Annotated in this window: 18 protein-coding genes; 5 read left to right on the top strand and 13 right to left on the bottom strand. The window is 57.7% G+C overall.

Features of this window, described 5'->3' with window-relative positions; translation table 11 throughout:
* The 8 genes from purH to B3187_RS16430 all read right to left on the bottom strand — a co-directional run.
* Window positions 1–1,233 (bottom strand): bifunctional phosphoribosylaminoimidazolecarboxamide formyltransferase/IMP cyclohydrolase (gene purH, locus B3187_RS16465; RefSeq protein ID WP_286807560.1); only part of this gene is annotated, 1,233 nt, incomplete at its 3' end.
* A gap of 78 nt (window positions 1,234–1,311) precedes the next feature.
* Window positions 1,312–1,605 (bottom strand): DNA-binding transcriptional regulator Fis, encoded by a 294-nt coding sequence (fis, locus tag B3187_RS16460; protein WP_011235515.1) that lies wholly within the window; start codon window positions 1,603–1,605, stop codon window positions 1,312–1,314.
* Between the two features lie 7 nt (window positions 1,606–1,612).
* Window positions 1,613–2,584: a tRNA dihydrouridine synthase DusB gene (dusB, locus tag B3187_RS16455; RefSeq protein WP_011235514.1), complete on the bottom strand. Its 972-nt coding sequence runs from the start codon at window positions 2,582–2,584 to the stop codon at window positions 1,613–1,615.
* Between the two features lie 124 nt (window positions 2,585–2,708).
* Window positions 2,709–3,590, bottom strand: a complete 882-nt coding sequence (gene prmA / locus B3187_RS16450; protein WP_011235513.1) for a 50S ribosomal protein L11 methyltransferase — start codon at window positions 3,588–3,590, stop codon at window positions 2,709–2,711.
* Window positions 3,591–3,593: 3 nt separating this feature from the next.
* The gene (gene accC / locus B3187_RS16445) at window positions 3,594–4,943 is read right to left on the bottom strand and encodes an acetyl-CoA carboxylase biotin carboxylase subunit (protein ID WP_286807558.1); all 1,350 of its coding nucleotides are present in this window, start codon (window positions 4,941–4,943) and stop codon (window positions 3,594–3,596) included.
* Between the two features lie 23 nt (window positions 4,944–4,966).
* Window positions 4,967–5,431 carry an acetyl-CoA carboxylase biotin carboxyl carrier protein gene (gene accB / locus B3187_RS16440; RefSeq protein ID WP_286807556.1) on the bottom strand — a complete coding sequence of 155 codons (465 nt, stop codon included), beginning with the start codon at window positions 5,429–5,431 and terminating at the stop codon, window positions 4,967–4,969.
* Window positions 5,432–5,510: 79 nt separating this feature from the next.
* Window positions 5,511–5,984 carry a type II 3-dehydroquinate dehydratase gene (aroQ, locus tag B3187_RS16435; protein ID WP_123636914.1) on the bottom strand — a complete coding sequence of 158 codons (474 nt, stop codon included), beginning with the start codon at window positions 5,982–5,984 and terminating at the stop codon, window positions 5,511–5,513.
* 307 nt (window positions 5,985–6,291) lie between these two features.
* Window positions 6,292–8,097 carry a protein-disulfide reductase DsbD family protein gene (locus B3187_RS16430; RefSeq protein WP_286807554.1) on the bottom strand — a complete coding sequence of 602 codons (1,806 nt, stop codon included), beginning with the start codon at window positions 8,095–8,097 and terminating at the stop codon, window positions 6,292–6,294.
* Window positions 8,098–8,445: 348 nt separating this feature from the next.
* On the opposite strand from B3187_RS16430, the gene B3187_RS16425 reads away from it, so the two are divergent.
* The 5 genes from B3187_RS16425 to B3187_RS16405 all read left to right on the top strand — a co-directional run bounded on the left by B3187_RS16425 (window position 8,446) and on the right by B3187_RS16405 (window position 11,747).
* Window positions 8,446–9,054: a hypothetical protein gene (locus B3187_RS16425; protein ID WP_286807553.1), complete on the top strand. Its 609-nt coding sequence runs from the start codon at window positions 8,446–8,448 to the stop codon at window positions 9,052–9,054.
* A 44-nt stretch (window positions 9,055–9,098) separates the two neighbouring features.
* Window positions 9,099–9,545: a copper chaperone PCu(A)C gene (locus B3187_RS16420; protein ID WP_286807552.1), complete on the top strand. Its 447-nt coding sequence runs from the start codon at window positions 9,099–9,101 to the stop codon at window positions 9,543–9,545.
* A 26-nt stretch (window positions 9,546–9,571) separates the two neighbouring features.
* A complete protein-coding gene (locus B3187_RS16415) occupies window positions 9,572–10,645 on the top strand; it encodes a DUF2333 family protein (protein WP_414673723.1) in 1,074 nt (357 codons plus the stop codon).
* Between the two features lie 175 nt (window positions 10,646–10,820).
* Window positions 10,821–11,270: a c-type cytochrome gene (locus B3187_RS16410; RefSeq protein ID WP_286807551.1), complete on the top strand. Its 450-nt coding sequence runs from the start codon at window positions 10,821–10,823 to the stop codon at window positions 11,268–11,270.
* A 75-nt stretch (window positions 11,271–11,345) separates the two neighbouring features.
* A complete protein-coding gene (locus B3187_RS16405) occupies window positions 11,346–11,747 on the top strand; it encodes an SMI1/KNR4 family protein (RefSeq protein WP_286875900.1) in 402 nt (133 codons plus the stop codon).
* Between the two features lie 70 nt (window positions 11,748–11,817).
* Here B3187_RS16405 and B3187_RS16400 read toward each other — a convergent pair whose 3' ends face one another.
* The 5 genes from B3187_RS16400 to B3187_RS16380 all read right to left on the bottom strand — a co-directional run bounded on the left by B3187_RS16400 (window position 11,818) and on the right by B3187_RS16380 (window position 18,920).
* Window positions 11,818–13,533, bottom strand: coding sequence for a sodium:solute symporter family protein (locus B3187_RS16400; protein WP_286807546.1), 1,716 nt, complete (start codon window positions 13,531–13,533; stop codon window positions 11,818–11,820).
* Window positions 13,534–13,536: 3 nt separating this feature from the next.
* Window positions 13,537–13,809 (bottom strand): DUF4212 domain-containing protein, encoded by a 273-nt coding sequence (locus B3187_RS16395; RefSeq protein WP_024459621.1) that lies wholly within the window; start codon window positions 13,807–13,809, stop codon window positions 13,537–13,539.
* 64 nt (window positions 13,810–13,873) lie between these two features.
* Window positions 13,874–14,938: a DUF5924 family protein gene (locus tag B3187_RS16390; protein WP_123636924.1), complete on the bottom strand. Its 1,065-nt coding sequence runs from the start codon at window positions 14,936–14,938 to the stop codon at window positions 13,874–13,876.
* 41 nt (window positions 14,939–14,979) lie between these two features.
* Window positions 14,980–17,757, bottom strand: coding sequence for a DUF349 domain-containing protein (locus B3187_RS16385; RefSeq protein ID WP_286807543.1), 2,778 nt, complete (start codon window positions 17,755–17,757; stop codon window positions 14,980–14,982).
* A gap of 56 nt (window positions 17,758–17,813) precedes the next feature.
* The gene (locus B3187_RS16380) at window positions 17,814–18,920 is read right to left on the bottom strand and encodes a phosphoribosylaminoimidazolesuccinocarboxamide synthase (protein WP_286807561.1); all 1,107 of its coding nucleotides are present in this window, start codon (window positions 18,918–18,920) and stop codon (window positions 17,814–17,816) included.
* Between the last annotated feature and the right edge of the window lie 4 nt (window positions 18,921–18,924).

Below are 18,924 nucleotides of genomic sequence, written 5' to 3'. Positions count from 1 at the left end.
TTTCCAGCAGAACAATAAGTCGGTCATCTGTGCTTCGGTTGGCTGTTTTTCGGTGACGACTTTCAGATCGTCCTGAATGAAGTCCTGGTTATCGGTGTCCTGTACCAGTAAGCCTCCGTTGACGCGCTTGTAGTCCAGTTGTTCAACAGAGTCCGACCACTCACCACATTCCAGTAAGCGAACGTTCTTTTTGCCGGCAACAGCTGCCTTGGCGCTTTCGCTGACGCTCGGAGCGATAATAACTTCCACAAACTGACGCTCAACAATAGCGGTTGCGGTTGCTTCATCCAGCTCGCGGTTAAAAGCAATAATGCCACCAAATGCGGAAGTTGGGTCGGTTTTAAAGGCGCGGTCATAAGCGTCGGAAATAGATTCACCTATTGCAACACCGCAAGGGTTTGCGTGCTTAACAATAACGCAGGCTGGTTCAACAAAGCTTTTTACGCACTCAAGTGCCGCGTCTGTATCGGCAATATTGTTAAAGGACAACGCTTTGCCCTGAATTTGAGTCGCGCTGGAAACTGTCCCTTTTGGTGCATTGCGCTCTGCGTAAAATGCCGCTGCCTGATGTGAGTTCTCGCCGTAGCGTAGGTCCTGCTTTTTTGATACCTGCAGGTTCAACGTGCGCGCAAAATCGTTTTCGCTCAGCTGCTTGCCGAGGTAATTTGCAATCATGCCATCATATTGAGCGGTGTGCTCAAATGCTGCTACTGCTAAGTCAAAGCGAGTGCTGTGGCTGACCCCATTTTGCTCATTGAGCTCAGCGAGCACGCGCTGGTAGTCACTGGCATTCACAACAATAGTCACGTCTTTGTGGTTTTTCGCTGCTGCACGAACCATAGTTGGACCGCCAATATCAATATTCTCAATAGCGTCTTCCAGAGAGCAACCTTCTTTGGCAACCGTTTCAGCAAAGGGATACAGGTTCACGACAACCATATCGATAGGCGCGATGTTTTGCTCCTGCATAACACCCTGGTCGACATCGCGGCGACCTAAAATACCGCCATGAACCTTAGGGTGCAGTGTCTTTACCCGCCCGCCCATAATCTCTTCCTGACCGGTATGTTCAGAAACATCAATAACGGCAATGCCTGAGTCACGGAGTAGTTTAGCTGTACCGCCAGTAGAGAGAATTTCAATGTTCTTTTGAGCCAAAGCTTGAGCGAATTCAACAATACCGGTTTTATCAGAAACACTGATTAAAGCGCGTTGGATTGGACGGGTTTCCATTGTTTTGCCTTTCTATACTGAGTTAACTTACGGGGAGGTTAATAAAAAAAGGGCGCCAAAAGGCGCCCAAAAAACTTCTTAATTCATGCCGTATTTTTTCAGCTTCTTGCGTAAGGTGCCGCGGTTAATGCCTAACATGGTTGCGGCGCGGGTTTGATTACCCCGGGTGTAAGTCATGACTTCTTCCAGTAACGGTGCTTCTACTTCAGATAGCACCAACTCGTAAAGTTCTTCAGGATCCTGACCATCAAGCTGACGCAGAAAACTGTTCAATGCTTGTTTTACGGAATCACGCAATGGCTTTGGCTGTGCGTTATTGCCGATAGTGGTTAGGGGAGATACGTTCTCACGACTAGGGTTTTGATCAAACATAATGCGCTTATCTCTTCTCTACAGTGACAAAATAATCTTCAAGTGCCTTAAGTTGCTCGCTGGCATCCTCAAGACGATTAAATGTTTGCCTGAATTCATCATTGCTGGCTTGTTCTTTTAAATACCAACCAACGTGTTTTCGGGCGATTCTGACACCCTGGTAACTGCCGTAAAATTCGTGCAGTTTGCCAACGTGATGAATAACGGTCTCAGCCACTTCGGTTAAGGACGGCGGGCTTAGCTCCTGTCCTGTTTCAAGAAAATGAGCAATTTCTCTAAACAGCCAGGGGTTACCCTGCGCGCCGCGACCAATCATAATGGCGTCGGCTCCGGTGTACTCTAAAACCTGTTGAGCCTGCAGTGGTGTACGGATATCGCCGTTAGCCACTACTGGGATAGAAACAGCCTTCTTAATTGCCTTAATGGTGTCGTATTCGGCAATGCCTTTGTACATGCAGGCACGAGTACGACCATGAATGGCAAGAGACTGAATACCGCAACGTTCTGCCAGCTGCGCTATATCAATACCGTTTCTGTGTTCAGGATCCCAACCGGTTCTGGTTTTCAGTGTTACCGGAACCTCAACAGCTGCAACCACAGCTGTTAATATCTCTTCTACTAACCCGGGATGCTGCATGAGCGCCGAGCCAGCCATCTTCTTATTTACCTTTTTCGCCGGGCAGCCCATATTTATGTCAATAATCTGCGCACCCATACTCACATTCACGCGCGCTGCTTCGGCCATTAATGCCGGTTCCGAGCCCGCTATCTGCACAGCACGAATGCCCAGCTCTCCCGAATGATCCATGCGTTGCCTGGATTTATCGGTCTGCCATACCTTAGGGTTACTGGACAGCATCTCTGATACTGTAAGCCCGGCCCCCGTGCTGTAACACAGCTGACGGAACGGCTGATCAGTAACTCCAGCCATGGGAGCTAATATGACCTGATTGTCGAGTTGATATGGACCAATCCGCATCGGTTAAAAACTACTCAGCGAAAGGGTGAGGAATTTTAGGGAATTTGCGCAATAAAGAAAAGGCTATTTATTACGCAATTTGAGTCTTTTTTTCATTTTTTACTATTGACAAAGCGTACGCTTGTTAACCAACGCGGGTACCGCTGAGCATTGCCCAGTCGCCGTCTATAGTCGGGGTATCGAATTTTATGTGCGGTTGGTAAGCCTCAATAACCCCTTCTATTTGCCGTTCCAGTATACCGGATAAAACCAGTTGTCCGCCGGGGGAAACGAAGCCGAGTATGGTATCGGCTAGCTCTCGTAAAGGGCCGGCGAGGACATTGGCAAGTACCAAGTCCACCTGGGTTTCAGGTTGTTGGCTGGGTAGATAAAGGCTAAATTTATCGCCCACCTTATTGCGCTCAGCGTTATCTTTGGTCGCAATCAGCGCCTGTTGGTCAATATCAATGCCAACTACGTGTTCTGCTTTAAATAGTAATGCGGCAATGCCTAATATCCCTGAGCCACAACCGAAATCCACCACGGTTTTGCCGGTTGGTGGGTTGGCGTCTATCCAGCGCAGACACATAGCGGTTGTTGGGTGTGTTCCGGTACCAAAAGCCATGCCAGGGTCGAGCAAAATATTAACGGCTTCAGGTTTTGGTATCTCCCGCCAGCTGGGGCAAATCCATAAATTCTCGCCAAACTGAATAGGGTGGAAGTTATCCATCCATTCGCGTTCCCAGTCTTTGTCTTCCAGTGCATCGACTTTGTACTGCAAATCGCTGCCGAAAATGTTGGACTGTTTCAGGTTGGCAATAATGGCTTTGATGTCCGCGTCGGCGTCAAATAAGCCCGTGGCTAGAGTGTGTTCCCACAATATAACGTCGCCGGGGCGGGGTTCAAAAATGGGCGTGTCGGCGCCGTCTCGGTAAGTTACCGCCTGAGCGCCGTTAGCCATGAGCATGTCACCCACTTGGGGCGCATGCTCTTCACTACAGGAAAGGGTGAGTTGTATCCAGGGCATTAATTAATGCCCGCCTATACCAAGTTTTTTCTCAAGGTAGTGAATGTTGGTACCACCGTGCTGGAAGTTTTCATCTGCCATAATTGATTTTTGCAGAGGAATATTGGTTTTAATGTCTTCGATGATCAATTCATTTAAAGCATTACGCATACGGGCAATAGCAATATCACGGTTTTCGCCGTAAGTAATCAGCTTGCCTATCATCGAGTCATAGTTCGGCGGAACTTTGTAATCCGCGTAAACGTGTGAGTCCCAACGCACACCAAAGCCACCCGGAGAGTGGAAACGGGTGATAGTGCCCGGTGACGGTGTAAAGGTTTCAGGGTCTTCGGCGTTAATCCGACATTCAATGGCATGACCACGAATGACAACATCTTCCTGGCTGACCGAAAGCTGACGACCGGCTGCAATGCGCAACTGCTCTTTAATCAAGTCGATACCTGTGACCATCTCGGTAACCGGATGCTCAACCTGAATACGGGTGTTCATTTCAATGAAATAGAATTCACCATTTTCGTACAAGAATTCAAATGTACCAGCGCCACGGTAGCCAAGCTCTACACAAGCTTTGGCACAACGCTCACCAATAAATTTACGCATTTCAGGGGTGATACCCGGCGCAGGTGCCTCTTCAACCACTTTCTGGTGACGACGCTGCATCGAGCAGTCACGTTCACCTAAATGAATGGCATTGCCTTGTCCATCGGCCAGAACCTGAATTTCCACATGGCGAGGGTTTTCAAGGAATTTTTCCATATAGACAACAGGGTTACCGAAGGCTGCGCGAGCTTCGTTCTGAGTCATAGTGATAGAGCTGAGCAATTCGCTCTCCTCGCGTACAACCCGCATACCACGACCACCGCCGCCGCCTGCTGCTTTAATAATAATGGGGTAACCAATGCGCTTAGCAAGCTTCTTATTACGTTCGTCGTCGTCATCCAGAGGGCCATCCGACCCCGGAACGCAAGGAACGCCGGTTTTCTTCATTGCCTTAATGGCTGATACTTTGTCGCCCATAAGACGGATAAGATCCGGCGTTGGTCCAACAAAAATGAAGCCAGATTGTTCAACTTGTTCAGCAAAATCGGCGTTTTCGGCCAGAAAGCCGTAGCCGGGGTGTACCGCTACCGAGTCGGTCACTTCCATCGCACTGATGATGGCCGGGATGTTCAGGTAGCTCTGGGGCGACGGGTTGGGCCCGATGCATACCGACTCGTCCGCCAGGCGAACGTGCTTCAGGTCGCGGTCGATGACAGAGTGAACCGCGACGGTTTTAATGCCCATCTCTTTACAGGCGCGCAGAATGCGCAGGGCAATCTCGCCGCGGTTGGCGATCAAAACTTTATCAAACATAAACCAAATCCTCGGTGCTGGATTTATACAATCGTGACCAGGGGTTGGTCGAATTCAACCGGCTCGCCGTCGTCGACCAGAATGGCTTCGACCACGCCGGCTTTGTCCGCTTCGATTTGGTTCATCATCTTCATGGCCTCAACGATGCAGATCACATCGCCGACCTTAACGTGCTGGCCCACTTCCACAAACGCCGGGGAGCCGGGGCTCGGGGAGCGGTAGAAGGTGCCTACCATGGGTGATTTCACCACGTGGCCGTTGTGCTGCGCGGCGGGGGCTGCCTCGCTGCTGTCGGCGGCCGGAGCCGGTGCGGCGGGGGCGGCGGCCGGTGCTTGCGCGGGCGCCTGGGCCGGTGCGGCGGTGAAGTATTGAGCGTTCGGGTTATTGCGGCTGATGCGGACGGATTCCTCGCCCTCTTTGATTTCCAGCTCGCCGATGTCGGATTCTTCCAGCAGCTCAATCAGTTTTTTAATTTTGCGAATATCCATTGGGGCCTCTCTTTAAAGCAACGGATGAATGATGAATTGATCCCGGCGCACCGGGTTCGATGTCAGGGTGTAGATACTTCTATTCGGATGTCGATGCCTTGCCTGTCTGCGCGGCGCGCTCCAGGTGGCGCAGTGCCGCGGTCAGGGCCAGCTCATAGCTCTGGGCGCCGAAACCACAGATGACGCCCTGGGCGACATCGGAAAAATACGAGTGTTGGCGGAACGGCTCGCGGGCGTGCACATTGGACAGGTGCACTTCGATAAAAGGAATGGCAACGCCCAGCAGTGCATCGCGCAGGGCGACGCTGGTGTGGGTGAACGCAGCAGGGTTGATGACAATAAAGTCCACCCCTTCCTGGCGCGCATCGTGAATGCGTTCAACGAGTTCGTATTCCGCATTGCTCTGCAGGGTCAACACATGGTGGCCAGCGGCGTGGCCCTGTTCGGTCAAGGTCCGGTTTATGGTGTCCAGGGTCTGGGCACCATAAATGCCGGGCTCGCGTTGTCCCAGCAGATTCAGGTTGGGGCCATGTAGAACCAGAATGGTTGCCATGAAAAATCCTGTGTGACCGTGGTTTTCTTGACCGGGTGTTGTGTTAACGCGCGAAAATCGGCGTTTGCACGTTATGGGGGCGAGTTTGCCGCAAAAAAGCAACAGTGTCCACGGTCTATTCGGGTTTTTGCTAAATTGTCCTCAAATGGCGACAAGATGCCAGACGTTCGGTCTGTTGTGGCGCATAAAGCCGTGTTTGAGTGGGTTGGCAAAACCCGTTAACAGTCATTTTGAGCGACAAACCCGGCGCAATACAGGCAAGATAACAGAGGATGGCAAAAAGTCGGCAATATTGCTGCTAACGTCGTCAATTTTGGCTCAATTGTGTTTCCGTGCCATCCCCGAGTCGCTCTAGCAGGGCTTTTTTGCGAAGAATTTGCGGTAACACGATGCCTGGGCCCTGATGGTCGGCGGGAAACCAGAGGTAGAGCGGCACCCCGCTGCGGTTGTACGCCTCCAGCAGCTGGGTGATGGCTGGGTCGCGGTGGGTCCAGTCTCCTTTGAGGGTCGCTACGCCGTGGGCGTCGAAAGCGCGTTCAACGTCGTCAGTACTCAGGGTCACGCGCTCGTTGGCCAGGCAGGTCAGGCACCAGTCGGCGGTCAGATTGATAAATACCGGAGTTCCTTCGCGGCGCAGGGTGTCCAGGCGGGCGGCGGAGTAGGGCTCCCAGCGGGAGTCCTCGACTGGGGCGTTCAGCGTTTGCCAGGGCAGAGCCAGGGCGGCGACCCAGGCGAGTAATACCAGCGCCTTCTGGCTGAATCGGGCCGGAGTCGAACGGGGCTGCCGGGTCAGTAACCATCCCGCGAAGGCAATCGCGACGGCCCCCACGCCAACCGCTGCCACGGCATTGGGCCCGGCCTGGCGCCCGAGCACCCAAATCAGCCAGATGGCGGTCAGGTATAAAGGAAAGGCCAGAAACTGCTTCAGGCTGTCCATCCAGGGGCCGGGTTTTGGCAGATGGTTCACCAGCGATGGCAGGTAGCACAGCGCTAGCAGTGGCAACGCCATCCCCAGACCCAGCGCCACAAACACGCTCAGGCTCACCAGCGTGGGCTGGGTCAGGGCAAAGCCAAGCGCCGCACCCATAAAGGGGGCGGTGCAAGGACTGGCGACAATAGCAGCGAGCACGCCGGTAAAGAAGGAGCCGCTCAGGCCGCCACTCTGGGTCAGCTTCTGTCCTACCCCCATCCAGCGCGTGCCAATGGTCAGCAGGCCGGACAGGCTCAGCCCGAGAATAAAAAACAAGTACACCAGTGCGGCAATGAGCAGGGGAGACTGTAACTGGAAGCCCCAGCCAATCGCCTCTCCACCGGCGCGTGCGGCCAACAGTACGCCGGCAAAGGCGACAAAGCTGACCACAATGCCCGCGGTGTAAGCCCAGCCGTGGAGCGGCAACCGCTGGCGGTCGGCTCGAGCCAGGCTCATGACCTTGATCGACAGCACGGGGAAGACACAGGGCATCAGGTTCAGAATGATGCCACCGAGCAGTGCCAACACCAGAATATAAGGGAGCCAAGTGGTCGTGGCCTCGGAGGTGGCGCCGCCGTCGTCGGTATTTGCGGGTGTGTTTGCGGGAGGCGCAGAGGCGATGCTGGCGCTCTGGTTGGCGGGGTCCACCTTGACGTAATCAACATGGGGCGGATAGCACAGCCCCGCGTCCGCGCACCCCTGAGACTCTACTCGCAGGGTGAAGGGCTGGGCGTTGTCGGCCACGGCAAGGCGGACAGTGGCGCTGCCGTAATAGACCGCCATGTCCTTTTCAAAGTACTCGTCGTACTTGTCGACCGTGTTGTCGCTGAATCGGGGGGCAAACGCCTCCGGCTCGGGATCGGCGCTCAACCGGAACCGCTCTTGATACAGGTAGTAGTCCGGGGCCACTTCCCAGTGAAGTACCAGCTCGCCATCGTACAGCCGGGTTTCCAGTTGAAATGCCTCGGTGACCGGCAGAAAGTCATCACCGCCCCCCAGTAGGCTCGAATTCTGGGATTGGCCGCTTAGTAGGTCCTGAGCGGCGGCGCCTTGGCTGAAAACGCAGAGTAGGGTGCTCCAGAGTAGCAGACGCCAGAATGACAGGAAATTGTGTCGGGATGGCGATAATTGCAGGGTCAACATAGGTCGTTCTATTCCGTGTTGGGTGACGTTTTCTGCGGCGAGAGGGTATCATGGCCGCTAAATGCCAAAGCAGTCTCATTTCTCGGACTGCGGCAAACCACAATAATTCGGATCAATCCGGGGCGCTAGTGTACCGGACTTGGACCGCAAAAACTGCCAACTGGCTCTCCTGGAGTCGCTGTGAGTAAGGTTATCGTCATGCATGAGTTGGGTCATCCCGCAACCGATCGGACGAGATCCCGAGGGTGGATGCTGGGCGGTATGCTGGGGCTTGCCCTGTTGGTCGGGTGCAGCAGCCCCGCGCCGACACCCTCTTCGACACAGGCATCGCCGCCGGCGGTTGATACCATGCCCGAGCCCGAGCCGGCGCTGACGCGAGAGCAGCGGCTTGAGCGCTGGCTGGAGGAGGGCGATCGGGCCCTGTCTGCCGATCGATTGCTGTCACCGTTGGGCGACAATGCCCATGATCGCTATCGGGCGGTGCTGATTTATGACCCCGATAACACCCGCGCCATTTCCGGGCTCCAGGCCATTGCCTTGCGCTATCTCGATCTGGCCCGCTCCGCCGCCGCGCGTAGCGCGCTCTCTCAGGCCCAGGGCTATCTGGACCTGGCAGCGTCCGTGGATCCGGGGAATCCGCTGGTGGCCGAGTTCAGCGAGAAGGTCAGCGACCAGCGGGCGCGTTTGCAAAGTGCCTCCCCCCTGACTCAGGATGGGCAAGTGGTACAGCTCAATGGAGAGCTGCTTCGTCAGCGGGCAGACGAGCTGGTGGTTGATCTGCAACAGCTGGCCCGGCGCGTAAAAGACACCGGTGAGTTTCTGCTGATCGTGGCGCGCACGGACGCCGAGGGCCGGTGGATTTATCAGCAAATGCGTGATGGCACACCCAATTATTTGTTGCGCGGAGATATTCACCTGGGGTCGCCCCCGCGAATCGAACTACAGCCGCCGTTGTAACCGGGTTGTGCGGCGGCACAATCAATGCTCTGGAGAAACCTGTCATGTTGCGAGCCATACTTTTTATACTGGCGTTGGGGGTAGCGCCGGTCTGGGCGGAGGCGCCCACCGTCACCGTTACCGACGCAACCGTGCGTGTGCCCTTGCCGGGTAAAGATCTCACCTCGGCCTACTTTCTACTGCATAACATGGGTGAGGAGGCGCGGTCGTTGGTGGCGGTGTCCGCCGAGTTCGCCGAGCGGGCGGAGCTGCACGAGCACCGCACGGAGGATGGCATGATGCGCATGCGTCAGGTGGATGCGGTGGAGATTCCCCCCGGCGAGAAGGTGCGCTTTGCCTCGGGGGGCTACCACGTAATGCTCTTTGGGCTTGAGCGACGCCCCCGCACCGGAGATCCGCTACAATTGATATTGACGTTTGATGATGGCAGTGAGCAGACCGTGAAGGCCTATGCGGTCAGCGTGTTTGACCGGCCCCATCACGACCACTAACGCATTTCACCGATCAGGAAGTCGCTATGCCCATGTCCAAAGCCAAGCAGTTCTGGGTTCACCTGCAGCGCAAGCTTCGGGACACCTTTGCCGATACCCGTGACGATGTCTCCCGATTGGGAATGCGGGTGAAAATCGGTATAGCCGTATTGGGTCTCTACTTGTTGTTGGCGCTGGTAGTGGGCATTTACTGGAGCATGACCCCCGGTTTCTTCACCGTGGAAGACTATGTGACGACGCAGGTGGAGGAGCGCGGCGGGACCCGTGAGCGCGGCGCTGTTATGACCTCGGCGCTGATTGGCGTGGCGGAAACCCTGCTGGAAAAACCCGGCGGCTACCTGACCAATGACATCACGCCGCCCGGCCTCTGGCTGGATAACATGCCAAGCTGGGAGTACGGCGTGGTCATTCAGGTGCGCGACGCCAGCAAAGCCATGCGTGAAGCGTTCAGCCGCTCCCAGTCTCAATCCCGCGAGGATCAGGACCTGGCCCTGGCCGAGTCCCGCTTCAACTTCAATACTGACAGTTGGATCATGCCGGCCACCGAGGGACAGTATCGCGAAGGCATTCAGTACACCCGTCGCTACCTTGATCGATTGACCGGCATCAGTGAACAGAATGCCGAGTTCTACACCCGCGCCGATAATCTTCGCTATTGGTTGAGCACTGTGGAAACCCGCCTGGGCAGCCTGTCGCAGCGCCTCAGCGCCAGCGTCGGTCAGCGTCGACTGAATACGGACTTGCCGGTAAGCATGGGTGAACCTCGGGAAGTGGCCCCGGGAGAGGTGATCGTCAAGACGCCCTGGACCGAGCTGGATAATGTCTATTACGAAGCCCGAGGCTCGGCCTGGGCCCTGATCCATCTACTGAAGGCGGCGGAAATCGAATTCGCCGACGTGCTCGATGACAAAAATGCCCGGGTCAGCCTGGGGCAGATCATTCGTGAGCTGGAAGCCACCCAGCGCTCGCTGATGAGCCCGATGATCCTTAACGGCAGCGGTTTCGGTCCGCTGGCCAACCACTCTCTGGTAATGGCCTCCTATATCTCCCGCGCCAATGCGGCGTTGATTGATTTGCGGAGTTTGTTGGATCGGGGGTGATTCTATCCGATCAAGAATTGGCGTCATTTTTGATTCAGCGCAAAGGTAGTCTTAATACAGGAGATAAATCCCGTTTACTGGGTTGCGAAAACACCACCGTCGACAACACTTAATAGATCTCGAATCGGGTTGTAAGGATTCAGACTTCGTTCGATGTCGGTTAGAGGTGGTCACCATGAAATACTCAATACTCTTTGCGTTCGTGTTTTTTCTGACGGCGTGCAGTCAGGGACCGGAATCGCCCCGGGGGTTCAGTCTGCCCGAAGGGGATCTTGAGCGGGGCGAGCAGGTGTTTGTCCAGTATGATTGTCTGTCCTGCCATCGGCTGCAGGGCTATGATGCAGTGGTGACGGAACGCGAACTGGACACGCCGATCATTCTCGGTGGCACCGTCACCAAGGTCAAAACCTACGCCGAACTTCTGACTTCCGTCATCAATCCCTCCCATCGGCTGGCCAGCGGCTATCAGGATGAGCAGATCACAGATGACGCCGGGCAGTCATTGATGCGCAACTACAACGATGTCATGACCGTCAGTGAGCTGATTGATCTGGTGGCGTTTCTGGAGTCGTATTACGAGCTCAACCCCTACGCGCAGAGTCACTACCACATGTACTACCCCTGACAGGGGCGTCCCGGCTTGTCATATGCCAGATGGGGCGCTAGCATTGACGGTCCTTTCGCAATGCAAGAGCCCACAATGGAAGAGACCCTGGAACGACTGAGGGCGGCGCACCAGCCGGTGCCGGTACCCCTGGAGCTGCCCAGTCACGAAGACCTGGTGGATGTGGAGGAGGAGGTGCTTCTGCCTATCCCGCGGGAGATGCGCCGTTTCCTGCTTCTGGCCAGCGACGTGGTGACCGGTTCGTTGGAGCCTGTGACCGCTGCTGACCCTCATGCCCATACCTACCTGCCGGAGGTGGCGGCGGTGGCCTGGTCGATGGGCCTGCCCCGTTACCTGTTGCCGCTGTGTGAGACCAATGGCAACTATTACTGCGTTGAGCCCGAGGGTGAAGTCCTGTTCTGGCGCGATGGCGATCTGAGCGATGAGAGCTGGGATGATGTCTGGCGCTGGATTGATGAGGTCTGGCTCGAGAGCTGAAAGCAGGGCATTAAAAAAGGGAGCAGGTGCTCCCTTTTTTAATGCCGGGTTTAATACCGGTGTGGGCGGGTCAGTGGGCGCTGGGGCCGCTTGAGCCCTGAGGGAAGCGGATGCTTTCCACCAGATCCTGGACATGCGGCGGCGCATCCGGGGTAAAGTGGCGTACGGTCAGAGCCACGGCCAGATTCAGCAGCATGCCGACAAACCCGATGCCCTCCGGTGAGATACCCAGCAGCCAGTATTCGGCGGTATTGGGCAGCAAGGGTTCGAAGAATACCCCCTTGAATACCAGGATATAGCTGGCGGTGAACACCAGCCCGGTGAGCATGCCCGCGACGGCGCCCCACTGGTTCATGGGTTTGAAGAAAATCCCCATGATGATCGCCGGGAAGAAGCTCGCCGCCGCCAGGCCAAAGGCGAAGGCGACCACCTCGGCGACAAAGCCCGGCGGATTGATGCCCAGGTAGCCCGCCACCCCGATTGCCCCGGCGGCGGCCAGGCGCGCCGCCATCAGCTCCTGCTTCTCGGTGATCCGGGGCATGAGGTTGCGTTTGAGCAAATCGTGGGAGATTGAGGTGGAAATCACCAGTAACAGCCCGGCGGCGGTCGACAGCGCGGCGGCCAGGCCACCGGCGGCCACCAGGGCGATCACCCAGTTGGGCAGCTCGGCGATTTCCGGGTTGGCCAGTACCAGAATATCCGGGTCGATGGTCATTTCATTGCGGCTGTCATTGCTGTAAAACAGCCGCCCATCGCCGTTTTCATCCTGCCACTGGATCAGCCCCGTGGTTTCCCAGGTGTCCACCCAGGAGGGCATGTTTTCCCGGGCTACCCCCTGGCCCTCGGGGCCATTGATGGTCTCGATCATGTTGGTGCGTGCAAAGGCGCCCACGGCCGGGGCGGTGGTGTAGAGCACGGCGATAAACAGCAGGGCCCAGCCGGCGCTCTTGCGGGCGTCGCGCACTTTGGGGACGGTGAAAAAGCGCACGATGACGTGGGGCAGGCCCGCCGTGCCCACCATCAGCGCGGCGGTAATGCAGAACATGTCGATGGTGGACTTTTTCCCCTCGGTGAAGGCGGTAAAGCCGAGCTCCCGGGATAACCCGTCGAGCTTGTCGAGCAGGTGGGTGCCCGAGCCGTCGGCCAGGGTATCGCCAAAGCCCAGCTGTGGAATCGGGTTGCCGGTGATCATCAGGCTGATGTAAATCGCCGGTACCGTGTAGGCAAAAATCATCACGCAGTACTGGGCCACCTGGGTGTAGGTAATGCCCTTCATACCGCCGAGCACCGCGTAAAAGAACACCACGCCCATACCGATCAGCACGCCGGTGGTCACATCCACTTCCAGAAAGCGGGAGAACACCACCCCGACCCCGCGCATCTGTCCGGCCACATAGGTGAACGACACAAAAATGGCGCACACCACGGCAACGGTGCGGGCCATCTGGGAGTAGTAGCGATCGCCAATGAAATCCGGCACGGTGAACTTGCCAAATTTGCGCAGGTAGGGGGCCAGGCATAAGGCGAGCAGCACATAACCGCCGGTCCAGCCCATGAGGTAGACGCTACCGTCATAACCGAGAAAGGCGATCAGGCCGGCCATGGAAATGAAGGATGCGGCGGACATCCAGTCGGCGGCCGTGGCCATGCCATTAGCCACGGGATGGACGCCACCGCCAGCAATGTAGAAGTCCCCAGTGCTGCCGGCCCGGGACCAGACCGCGATGCCAATATAGAGCGCGAAGGTGGCGCCAACCACCAGGTAGATGAGCGTTTGGGCTTCCATGAACTACTCCTCGTCTTCCCGGACACCAAAGCGGCGGTCCAGCTGATTCATCTTGTACACGTAGACAAAAATCAGGACCAGAAAGGTGTAGATGGAACCCTGCTGGGCAAACCAGAAGCCCAGTTTGAAGCCACCCATGCGAAATTGATTGAGCCAGTCCACCAGCAGGATGCCCGCACCAAACGAGACAATGAACCAGATGCTGAGCAGCACCGCCAGCAACTTGATATTCGCCCGCCAATACTCTCTGGCGGCTTCCTTGGACGCAAAAGCCATAGTAGAACTCCGGTTATTATGCTTATCGGTAAGTCTTCAAGTGAAAAGGAAAATAAGGGGTCTGTCAATTCCCGATATCGGTAACCTCAAAGCGCAGCACGCCAATCATCTGGCGCGCTTCAGTCACCACCTGGACTTGCCAATGGCCCACCGCCTGTTTCGGGAAGTGCTGCTTGTGGGTCCAGGCCCGGTATCCCTCTTTGCGCCCGCCCTGAATATCCAGGGCAATGGTGTCGACGATTTCGCCGTTCAGGCGCCAGACATGGTAAATCCGCTCGTTCAGCCCGCGCGGCGCGCGGATCGCCGTGTAGGCATAGAGCCCTTCCTGGTGTAGCTTGGTTTCGCTCAGTTGCGTCAGGCGGTTTCCCGGTGCTTTGTCCTGAATATCGATATCGGTGCTCACCGCCACCTGAGTCAGCCAGAGGGTGGCCGGGGGCACCCAGAGGCGTCCGTACCAGCCCGCGAGGCCGAGGGCGGCAACCACCCCGATCAGGGCCAGGCTGCGCCACCAGCGCCGGGGCGGCAGCGCACTGATGACACTGGGAATGGCCAGCAGCACGGCGATGCCGAGCGCCAGAGGGTAGCTCTGGGCGGTACTCAGATGCAGGATGATCGGCAGTGCGGTGAGCATGACCGCGAACAAGGCCAGGGCGTGAAAGCCGAGAAACAGCCAGCGTCGCTTGGCCAGATGGTTGTAATAGAGCGGGTCAATGACCGAGACCAGCGCTGCGGCGCACAGCAGCCCCATAAACAGCGTCTGCCCGCTGTTCCAGGTGACCGTGAAAAAGAAAAACGGCAGGACGAAAAACAGACTCTCCTGGTGCACCATCTGGGTGATGAAGTGCAGAGCGGGGCGTGGGACTTTCAGCTTCAGCAGGCGCAGCGCGTTGCGCCGCAGGGTGTTCTCGAACATCAGCCAGAGCCAGCTGGCCATCATCAACACCGCGACCACCTGGGCGAGTGCGGGTTTGCGCTCGACCAGAACGAAGCTGCCAAGGCCGAACAGAAAACCCGCCAGCGCCAGCACTTTGGGGTAGCGCTTGAAGGTGGCAATCAGCCTGTTCAGCGCCCGGCGAGACCAGGCAGGGCGTTCAATGGTCTGTGCGGGTGTTTCGCCGGGTTGTTCCATAAGTATCCGATGGGACCGCTAACGTCTGGGTGAGACGGAGATCAGTGCGGCTGGAATCGTGTCAGCAGTTGGGTGTATTCCGGATCGGGGACACCCCCCAGGGTCAACCATTCCAGCAGCAGTGATTCCGCTGTGTCAGACCGTTGACCCAGGCCCTGCTGTAATTGTTCCATCTGATAGGCCATTCGGCGCGCCTTGTCGGACTCGGGGGATTCCTGACCGGTCGCGATTTCCTTGCGGATACACAGCAGACGCAGGGCCTCCAGGTTCTCCGTCTGGACCGCGGATGTCAGGCTGGCCGCCCGTTCCAGGCGTTGATTCAAAATGGCCTGGCTGTCGCCGGGCCAGTACTCCACGGCCTCCAGCGCGATGCTCGCCTCTTCCTGGGCTGCGGTGGTATCGCCGCCTTCAAGGCTGGCCAATTCAAGCGCGCGCACCGCTTCGGCGGCGTTGAACAGCTGCTGGCGCTGGCGTTCTTTAGCCTGGCGGCGAGCGTTTTTGTGCTGCTCATCCAGGGCTTTGAGCGTCTGGTAGAAGGCGTCATTGAGGGGCTGCGCCTGCTGGCGGGGAAGCTCTTTCAGAGCCTGGAACTGGCTCTTGAGTTCATCGATCCGCGCCCGCTGTGCCCCGGGGGTATCCAGTGGTTGCTGTTGCAGCGTCTTGAGTGCCTTGATCAGGGACTCCGCTTCCTCGGCCTGGGCCTGGCGCGCCTGATCGGCCGCCTCAAACTGGGCTTGGCGGCGGGCGAAAATGGCGTCGCAGTGTTCGCGGAACTGCTTCCACAGGGCCTGATCTTCTCGGGGGCGGCACTGGCCGACCTGTTTCCACTGGACCTGAAGGTCTTTGGCGCCTTCAATGGCCTGATGCAGATCGCTCTGCTCGCGCAATTGCTCGGCCCGTTGTACCAGTAATTCTTTTTCAGCCCGGTGCGCATCGTAGGCTTCCCCCAGCTTGGCGTGCAGTTGATCCATCAGAGGCTCAAACCGCTCTTCCTGGGCTTTGACCGCCTGGCGCGGCACCGGCCAGGCATCGCGCCACTCGCGCCGTGCCTGCTTGAGGGTGTGCTCGACGTCTTTCCACACTGGGCTGTCCCAGTGATAGCCGTTCAGGTAGAGCTGCACCTGCTCGATCAATTCCTCCCGCTTGGCCTGGTTGGCTTCGCGCTCTCTGGCCTGGGCTTCGAAGAACTCCTTGCAGGGCTCGAAGGCGCGATGCGAGGCCTCCTGAAACTGGTGCCACAGGTCCTCGTCGTGATGGGGCACGCCCTTGCTGACTTCCCGCCAGTCATCCTGGAGGTGATGAATCTTGCGGGCCAGCTCTTCCGGGTTCATGGTGCTGTGTTCCAGGGCCTGCATGGAACGAATGAGTGCTTCTTTCTTGGGGGTGACCGTAAATTCATGCCAGTCGCTCAGGCGTTCAATCGCCTGATCCAGCTCTTCCAGCTTGCTCGCCAGGTGGGCCGGAATGTGCTCCAGGGTTTCCCGCTTCTCCTGGCTGGCGCGATGTAAACCCCGCGCCCGCCGTACCTGGCCGCGCTGCGCGGCACTCAGCCCCTGGCGCACCAGGCCTTCGACCTCACGAATGTGCTTGCGCTGGGATTGCTCTTTGGCCTTTTCCTGTTGCTCCAGCGCATTCAGGGCGTTTATCGCGTCCTGAACGGGGGCGGGGCGATCGTTCTCCGGCCACTGGCGGGCGGTTTTCACCAGTTGTTTGAGGACCTTGCGGGCCTGCGCGCTCTGCTCCGGCTGATTCAGTTGGGGTGTCCACTGCTCCAGAGGGCCGTGCTCGCGCAGAAGCGCCAACAGCTCGTTCAACTGGTGAATCTGGCGCTCCAACGATTCGCGCTCGCGCTTGGGTAAGGCATCGGTTTCCAGGGCTTTCAGCGATTCGCCGGCGCTATTGAGCTGTTCGGGCCACTGGTCACCGAGCAGTGTCTCCCCGTCAGCGCTGTACAGTTCGCTACCGAACTGCTTGAGTTGGGTGTGAAGCTCGGTCAGTCGGTTTTGCGCCTCGCTCTGGCGGGCCTGCTCGGCTTCTTCCCGAGCCGCCAGTTGTGCCTCCAGCTCGGCCCGTTCGGTCTGTTTGTCGCGATACTGATCCAGTGCCTGCTGGTAGCGTTGGGCGAGTTCCTGCGGTGGGGTAATGGGCAGGGCGGTCCAGTCCTGGTGCAGCTTGTCGAGCTTGGCGTCGAACAGCGGGTCCTGTTCGCTGCGCAGCAGTTGCTCGAGTTTCTCACAGATCACCAGCGCGTGGGCTTCGGCCTCGGCACGCCGGGCGTCCTCCGCCTTGAAGGCCTCCAGACGCTGTTTGGCGAGCTTGTATACGGTTTTGTCCCGACCCTGGGCGGCTTTGTGCAGTTTTTCCAGCTCCGGGCGGGTGGTGATTTTCTCGGCCGCCGCCCGACGGATCTGGATGCTGGCCCCGTTCACCGCCAGCTCCAGCAGCAGTTCGGGCTCGTTGATCTGTTCGAGTACTGCCTGGCCGGCCCGGGACGAGTAGCTGCTCAGGGCCAGTAACTGGGCTTCATCGGACACCGCTTTGGACAGTTCTTCCAGACTCAGGTGCTCTTCTTCCAGTAATTGGCCGATGCGCTTGCGCGCGGCCTGCTGAAGGCGGCCATTGCCATCACCGAGCGAGAGGTTGAGCAGGGTCTGGTTGTAGCTCAGGTGGTTCAGGGCCGCCTCGCGCAGCGCTTCCTGGGTGTCGCTCTGTACCAGCGCCAGCAACTCCGACTCGGGGCGGTCTTCCAGCGCCTTGATCTGCTCGTCCAGAGAAGGTTGCTTGTTACGGGAACCAAATAGTCGCTTCAGTGGTGACATAAGAGTACAGGCTCGTCTGGGAAGTTCTTGGTTATTGTACGCCGTCGGGCGTGTCGTCAGTCCTGAATCAACCCGTACTGGCTGCGCAGGGTGTCGATAATCTCCGCCCGCGGGTTATCCGACAGCGCCAGCGGGCGGCCAATGATTTTCTCCGCAATACCCACATAGGTATCGGACACGCGCATCATCACCTCCCGGGGCAGTTCGGTCTGTTCGGCCAGCGCGGTGCGTTCGTCCATACGGCTTTTATCCAGCAGCACATCCGGGTCATCAAAGTAGTGTAGCAACTCCTGCCGGAAGGCTTCTTTGGACTGCTCGACAACTTTGCCCTCCCGGTATTGGGCGCCGTCCCAGATACGGGATGAGTCCGGCGTACCGACTTCGTCCATATAGATCAGCTTTTCCTGACCCTCGGCATTGCGGACATAGCCAAACTCGAACTTGGTGTCGACGAAAATCTGGTCGATCTTGGCCAGATCGTCGCTGATTACCCCAAAGCCCTCTTTGAGCAAGCGCTCGTAGGCGTCGATATCGCTGGGTGAGCGGAAGTTGAAGGCCTGATAGTGCCGCTCCAGATCGGCGCGGCTGATGTTGACGTCATCCGCCTCCGGCACACCATCCAGACCCTTGAGAATGCCTTTGGTGGAGGGGGTGATCAGCAGCTCGGGCAGTTTCTGGTCCCGCTCCAGCCCGTCGGGCAGAGTGATACCGCAGAAGGTGCGCTCACCCTTGGCGTAGGCGCGCCACATGGAGCCGGTGATGTACTGGCGGCAGATGGCCTCGATCATCACCGGTTGGGCTTTCTGCACAATCCACACCAGAGGGTGGGGAATATCCAGAATGTGGCTGTCGGCCAGCCCCTCTTCGCGAAAGCGCTGGAACCAGTGATTGGAAATGGCGTTCAGCGCCGCGCCCTTGCCGGGTACGCCGTTCATGCCGCCTTCGCCTTTCCAGAGGCATTCGAAGGCAGAAATCCGGTCGCTGATGACCATGATCGCCAGGGGGGTGTCCGGGGCGACGGGGTAGCCTTTTTCCCGGATCAGGCGCTCGCTGTCGGCGGTGGTCAGCCAGTAAACCGAGCGGACCTTGCCGCTGTGCACGGGCCGGTCGGTCCGGATGGGAAGGTCGTTATTTACTGCCAGTACTGAGTCCGCAAGCCGCATAGTC

Source organism: Marinimicrobium sp. UBA4209 (assembly GCF_002381585.1).
Lineage (GTDB): Bacteria > Pseudomonadota > Gammaproteobacteria > Pseudomonadales > Cellvibrionaceae > Marinimicrobium > Marinimicrobium koreense.
This window is presented reverse-complemented; position numbering and strand designations above follow the sequence as displayed.

Excerpts from the sequence above, each read along its gene's own strand:
- B3187_RS16385 (WP_286807543.1), bottom strand. The coding sequence starts at position 17,757 with ATGTCACCACTGAAGCGACTATTTGGTTCCCGTAACAAGCAACCTTCT.
- fis (WP_011235515.1), bottom strand. The coding sequence starts at position 1,605 with ATGTTTGATCAAAACCCTAGTCGTGAGAACGTATCTCCCCTAACCACT.
- B3187_RS16395 (WP_024459621.1), bottom strand. The coding sequence starts at position 13,809 with ATGGCTTTTGCGTCCAAGGAAGCCGCCAGAGAGTATTGGCGGGCGAAT.
- B3187_RS16400 (WP_286807546.1), bottom strand. The coding sequence starts at position 13,533 with ATGGAAGCCCAAACGCTCATCTACCTGGTGGTTGGCGCCACCTTCGCG.
- B3187_RS16430 (WP_286807554.1), bottom strand. The coding sequence starts at position 8,097 with ATGTTGACCCTGCAATTATCGCCATCCCGACACAATTTCCTGTCATTC.
- B3187_RS16420 (WP_286807552.1), top strand. The coding sequence starts at position 9,099 with ATGTTGCGAGCCATACTTTTTATACTGGCGTTGGGGGTAGCGCCGGTC.
- B3187_RS16415 (WP_414673723.1), top strand. The coding sequence starts at position 9,572 with ATGCCCATGTCCAAAGCCAAGCAGTTCTGGGTTCACCTGCAGCGCAAG.
- B3187_RS16380 (WP_286807561.1), bottom strand. The coding sequence starts at position 18,920 with ATGCGGCTTGCGGACTCAGTACTGGCAGTAAATAACGACCTTCCCATC.
- dusB (WP_011235514.1), bottom strand. The coding sequence starts at position 2,584 with ATGCGGATTGGTCCATATCAACTCGACAATCAGGTCATATTAGCTCCC.
- B3187_RS16425 (WP_286807553.1), top strand. The coding sequence starts at position 8,446 with ATGCCCGAGCCCGAGCCGGCGCTGACGCGAGAGCAGCGGCTTGAGCGC.
- accC (WP_286807558.1), bottom strand. The coding sequence starts at position 4,943 with ATGTTTGATAAAGTTTTGATCGCCAACCGCGGCGAGATTGCCCTGCGC.
- B3187_RS16405 (WP_286875900.1), top strand. The coding sequence starts at position 11,346 with ATGGAAGAGACCCTGGAACGACTGAGGGCGGCGCACCAGCCGGTGCCG.
- aroQ (WP_123636914.1), bottom strand. The coding sequence starts at position 5,984 with ATGGCAACCATTCTGGTTCTACATGGCCCCAACCTGAATCTGCTGGGA.
- B3187_RS16410 (WP_286807551.1), top strand. The coding sequence starts at position 10,821 with ATGAAATACTCAATACTCTTTGCGTTCGTGTTTTTTCTGACGGCGTGC.
- B3187_RS16390 (WP_123636924.1), bottom strand. The coding sequence starts at position 14,938 with ATGGAACAACCCGGCGAAACACCCGCACAGACCATTGAACGCCCTGCC.
- accB (WP_286807556.1), bottom strand. The coding sequence starts at position 5,431 with ATGGATATTCGCAAAATTAAAAAACTGATTGAGCTGCTGGAAGAATCC.
- prmA (WP_011235513.1), bottom strand. The coding sequence starts at position 3,590 with ATGCCCTGGATACAACTCACCCTTTCCTGTAGTGAAGAGCATGCGCCC.